The organism is Acidiphilium sp. (genome assembly GCF_049977125.1).
GTDB lineage: Bacteria > Pseudomonadota > Alphaproteobacteria > Acetobacterales > Acetobacteraceae > Acidiphilium.
In genome coordinates, this window is the sequence record NZ_JBMFGY010000188.1 from 1 (window position 1) to 4,626 (window position 4,626).

General features: G+C 59.0%; 6 protein-coding genes. 4 read left to right on the top strand and 2 right to left on the bottom strand.

The features are described from left to right. Positions 1-34: 34 nt before the first annotated feature. Entirely contained in the window at positions 35-694 is a 660-nt protein-coding gene (locus ACP5E6_RS16320; RefSeq protein WP_427955877.1) for a hypothetical protein, read from the bottom strand. Between the two features lie 223 nt (positions 695-917). Here ACP5E6_RS16320 and ACP5E6_RS16325 point away from each other — a divergent pair, with 223 nt between their 5' ends. Further along, positions 918-1,169: an XRE family transcriptional regulator gene (locus ACP5E6_RS16325; protein WP_427955880.1), complete on the top strand. Its 252-nt coding sequence runs from the start codon at positions 918-920 to the stop codon at positions 1,167-1,169. A 78-nt stretch (positions 1,170-1,247) separates the two neighbouring features. Here the strand turns inward: ACP5E6_RS16325 and ACP5E6_RS16330 are convergent, their stop codons facing one another. Next, the gene (locus tag ACP5E6_RS16330; RefSeq protein ID WP_427955883.1) at positions 1,248-2,288 is read right to left on the bottom strand and encodes a site-specific integrase; all 1,041 of its coding nucleotides are present in this window, start codon (positions 2,286-2,288) and stop codon (positions 1,248-1,250) included. 322 nt (positions 2,289-2,610) lie between these two features. On the opposite strand from ACP5E6_RS16330, the gene ACP5E6_RS16335 reads away from it, so the two are divergent. From ACP5E6_RS16335 to ACP5E6_RS16345, 3 genes are all read left to right on the top strand, one after another. Beyond that, positions 2,611-3,870 (top strand): tyrosine-type recombinase/integrase, encoded by a 1,260-nt coding sequence (locus ACP5E6_RS16335; RefSeq protein WP_427955886.1) that lies wholly within the window; start codon positions 2,611-2,613, stop codon positions 3,868-3,870. A 90-nt stretch (positions 3,871-3,960) separates the two neighbouring features. Then, positions 3,961-4,155, top strand: coding sequence for a hypothetical protein (locus tag ACP5E6_RS16340; RefSeq protein WP_427955888.1), 195 nt, complete (start codon positions 3,961-3,963; stop codon positions 4,153-4,155). A gap of 167 nt (positions 4,156-4,322) precedes the next feature. Then, on the top strand, positions 4,323-4,626 hold a 304-nt coding region (locus tag ACP5E6_RS16345; RefSeq protein WP_427955891.1), incomplete at its 3' end, for a hypothetical protein.

A 4,626-nucleotide genomic window follows, 5' to 3' on the forward strand; every position in this document is an offset into this window, starting at 1 on the left:
GCCTTAGCTTATTCTCCCCCGGAACCTGTCCAACCTACCGGCACCATCGCAGTCGGCGAGGACGTTTACCTGGCGAAGTCTGCTTGAAAGTCTGGGCCGCAAACCTTCGAAGTGCCGCATTCCAGCTCGTCCGCTCGATCGCTGGCGCCAGCATCAAGGTTCTCATCGCCGATGCATTATGAAACGGTGCAATCCGAAAAAGTACCCGGTCGATCGGTAATGCCACCAGCGCGGCGATATCGAAGTCACCCTGTTCATAGTGGAGCGTCCCTGACGCCGAACTTGAACAGCCCCGTTTCAAAGCCCAGAAGAACGCTTCACCCCTCGTTCGTGTTGTCGTCTTGACCTGGATTCTGGCGTGGCGACCATCCGGTAGGTCGACACCGATGTCGTATGGTGCTCCTGCCATTGCAGGCTGCGCTGGAAAACCCCAACGGATTAATCGCGATACGGTGAGGTGGGCGCCCGCTTCACCAATCATCACTGCGCGCGAATAGTTTTGACTTATCCGATCGTTTCCACGCCGGCAGGTTTGGTTGATAGGAAATTCAGCAGATAGGCCGTTCATGAGCCGCAGCAGGGGAGGCATATTCGAGTCATCCGACTCGCTGTGATCAGGCCATGGATCAGACGGCCGGCTCCCACTATGCCATTGCGGCATACGGATGTTATTCTGATCGGCAGCTTCAGACATGTGTTTGTTCCACAGTTTGAGGTCAGGCTGGACGAGGTGTTGGAAGCACCTTGTTCAGCCGCATTGCGCCGGACAATCCGGCCGTCATTTTCATAAAATTTCGAGAATTTTATCCCGAGAGGGTGTGTGGTGTTCAACGGCTCGTGCCAATCGCACAGGCTCGTATGTCGTATAATAGACTCACTTGCTGCCGTCAATCATTTAATATAATATCAGTCGTAATATGGGAAAAATGATGATCACTGGTGTACAAATTCGAGCCGCGCGCGGAATCATGCGTTGGTCGACGGCTGAACTCGCTCAGCGGGCCAGCATTGCCAGATCAACCGTCATTCGCGCTGAAGGCTATGATAAGGTCCCTGTTATCACCAAGGCGAATCTCACCGCGATACAGATCGCTCTGGAAGCTGTGGGTATTCGATTCGGTGAAGATCAGACCGTCAGTTATCATCCCATTGCGACGACCGAGGCTTAAACCGAATAGGCGACGTCAGTGTCCATCAACAGCTTCGAACTTATATGTCACGAAGGTTACGAGCGAACCGTGAAGCTCTCAACCGCCTCGACGTTTACCGTCCAACCGATCCGCCAAATGACCTGCACGCAGATGCGTGTATCGGCTCAACATCGCCATTGTTTTATGTCCGGTGATGCGCGCGATTTCCATCTCGCTCAGATCGGTGGTCTCGAACAATCGGGATACGGCCTCATGACGAAGATCGTGGAATCGCAAATCATTGATCGCGGCCCGCGCACAGATCCGATCAAATGCCCGGGTAATCGAATGCGGATCCATGTCGGTTCCCCATACCCAACCGTCGTTCCGGCGTACCACACCCTGCAAAATCGCCACCGCTGCCTTCGATAGGGGAACCGATCGAGCCGTACCGTTTTTGGTGTCCGGAAGATGGATGGTGCGTCCCGGAAAGTCGATGAACTCCCACCGCATCGCCGAAATCTCGCCGCGGCGCATACCCGTTGCCAATGCCAACTGTATGATGCTCGCCATCCGAATCGCTTTCGATGTGCGCTCATACGCCGAAGCGGCCGAAAGGATGCGCTCTTCTTCCCCGTCGCCAAGTCGCCGTGTGCGGCCCTCGGGCGTACGAGGACGACGCATCGCCATAACAGGGTTTCCCCGCGGCAGAATAATGCGCCATTCCTGCATGGCGACGCTGAACACGTGGCTCACGATGGTCAATTCGCGGTTGACCGTTGCAGGCGATACCTCGCGCAAGCGATCGTCGCGATACTGCGCGAGATCGGCCCCCGTAATTCCGGCGACCGGTCGCCGCACGATCGGATGGCGTTTGATGACGGCAATTTTCGACAATTCAGCCGCAGCACCCCGCTTGGCAGGCGTCACATCTGATCGGTAGCGGTCGAGTAACTCATCGAGTGTCGTGCGCTCGGCTTCACTGAAATCGACAAACAGCCCCTTGTCCATCTCGCCCTCGATCGAGCGAGACCAGATCATCGCCTCCGATTTTTGTCGGAATGTCCGCACCTGCGGAGGATGACCCCGGCGCCGGATTTGCACCCGGTAGCCGATGAGATTGCCGTCGGAGTCCTTACGCGGAGAAATCGATGCCATAAACCAATTGTGCCGTACTTCACGCCAACCACAAGGGGTTACGTCACGGGCGGAGTGGGACGGAATTGGGACGAAAATTCAGTGGAACAGAATTAGCGGGGCCAGGTTTCCTGATAAGTCTCTGTACTTACTTCGGAAATCTGGTGGGCGCGACAGGGATTGAACCTGTGACCCCCGCCATGTAAAGGCGCGAACATAGGGTGACAGGGCGCGACAGCGTGCGAAAAACCCCTGCAATTCCCTAATGGTGTCGTAACCCGTCATTGCGCGTCGCCCGCTGACCGTGTAGCTATGGCGTTGCAACCGATAGGACCGCCCGGCCATGGCCGTAGCCCGCATCACCGCCGCCGCCCTCGACAAGCTACCGCCCGGTCAAACCCTATGGGATGTCATCGTGCGCGGTTTCGGCGCGCGCCGGCAAAAGGATGACGTGGTGTTCGTGTTCAAAGGCGTGGCACCCATCACCCGCAAGCAAATCTTTCTCACGATTGGCCGTCGCGCGCGTGGCGATTGGAACATTGAGGATGCCCGCTCGAAGGCGACCGAGTGGCGTCTGATGATCCGAAATGGGCAAGACCCCAGCGAAGCCATCCGCGCCATCAAAACCGCTATGACGGTTTCCGAATTGTGTGATCTTTATATGAGTGAGGTGGCGACCAGCCTCATGGTTCGAAAAGGCCGGCCAAAGAAACCCTCGACAATATACACGGACAAGGGTCGGATCGAGTGGCACATTAAGCCGCTGCTCGGTGATATGAAGGTGAACGCTGTCACCCTGGGCGATGTCGAAACATTTCAGCATCGGGTTGCCCAAGGCGACACAAAGCAACCACGCGGGGCAGGGCGGGGTGGCGTTGCGACGGGCGGACGTGGCGTTGCGGCCCGCACAGTCGGGTTGTTGGGCGCGTTGTTCACCTTTGCCATGAAGCGAGGCTTGTGCCCGTCCAACCCGGTCAAAGGCGTTGCCAGATTTGCCGACAAGCAAAAATCCCGCCGATTGAGCGATGACGAATACCGGATGCTTGCCGATGGCCTGGCACAAGTCGGAACCTCGCACCCGATCGGCACGGCCTGCATCAAGTTTCTCGCACTGACCGGCTGGCGTCGCGGCGAGGCGGTCAATCTCCAATGGATCGACATAGACGGCGCGACCCGCACCGCGATGCTGCCAGATACCAAAACCGACAAGTCGATGCGCGCGCTATCTCATGCCGCTCTCGCCGTGCTTGGCACCGTGCCACGCCGCGCCGGCTCGCCCTGGGTATTCCCCGCCGCGTCGGGTAATGGCCCGATCGCCTCGATTCCCCGCGTGTGGGACCGCGTAGCCAAGCTGGGCGGCCTGCCGACCGAGATCACCCCGCACACGATGCGCCATGGCTTCGCGAGCGTCGCGGCCGATCTGAACATGTCGGAATCCACGATCGCCGCGCTGATCGGGCACAAAACCCGAAGCGTGACGGGCAAGTATTCCCACCACGCCGATACCGCGCTGCTCGTCGCCGCCGATAAGGTGGCTGATAGCATCACCGCGCGCATGGGCGAGGCGAAACCAGTTTCTGAGGTGGTGCAGTTGCGCCGCTGATAGAGGCCGCGCCGGCCGGATGCCGGTGAAGGGGTGGCGAGCGGTGGTGACACACCGCCCGCCGATGGCCCCGCAAAATGGAGGTTGACCGTGTTACAGGACCGAAGAGAGATTATCACAAAACTGCCGGCGAACAACAATTCACCGCGCCTCGCCGATATCGTCGCGCGCGCTGACAAGATGGCGGCCGAACTGGCAGCCCTGGCAGGATCACCGACGCAGGCCGCGATCGTCGCCAGCATCGCCCATGCCGCGCTCGCCCGCGCGTTCGGAGGCCGGACATGACGGGCAACAAGAGCGGGGGGCAACCCCCTCAATCTCGGCCGCAGGAACAGGAAATTACCCCCGCCGAAGTTGTGACGTGGCTGCGAATGGCCCGCCTCCCCCCGCTACCCCAACCCGCGATCGCCCGCCTTACGCCTTCGCTAAACTTGGAACGTGACAAAGCTTACATGCTGAGTCCCGACCCGGAACTTTTGCCGCCGAGTCACACTGAATGGGGGAAGCGGGCGCGACGAATTGCCAAAGCGCTCGCGTGTCTCAAAAAGGACTTGCCGGTATTTTTTGCGGAACAGCCGGCCGGCTTCATGGGCCTCGCCGACTCTCTCGAAAAAAGTCCGCTCACCGCTGGAATTGACCAAATCATGCCCGGATTCGCGCCCTTCTTACGGCACCGGGGTATCGCGTGGTGGCACCTCCTCGCCGACGAAATCGAGCGAGGCTTGCTTGCGTCCTACCCACCTGAAACCTCACTAA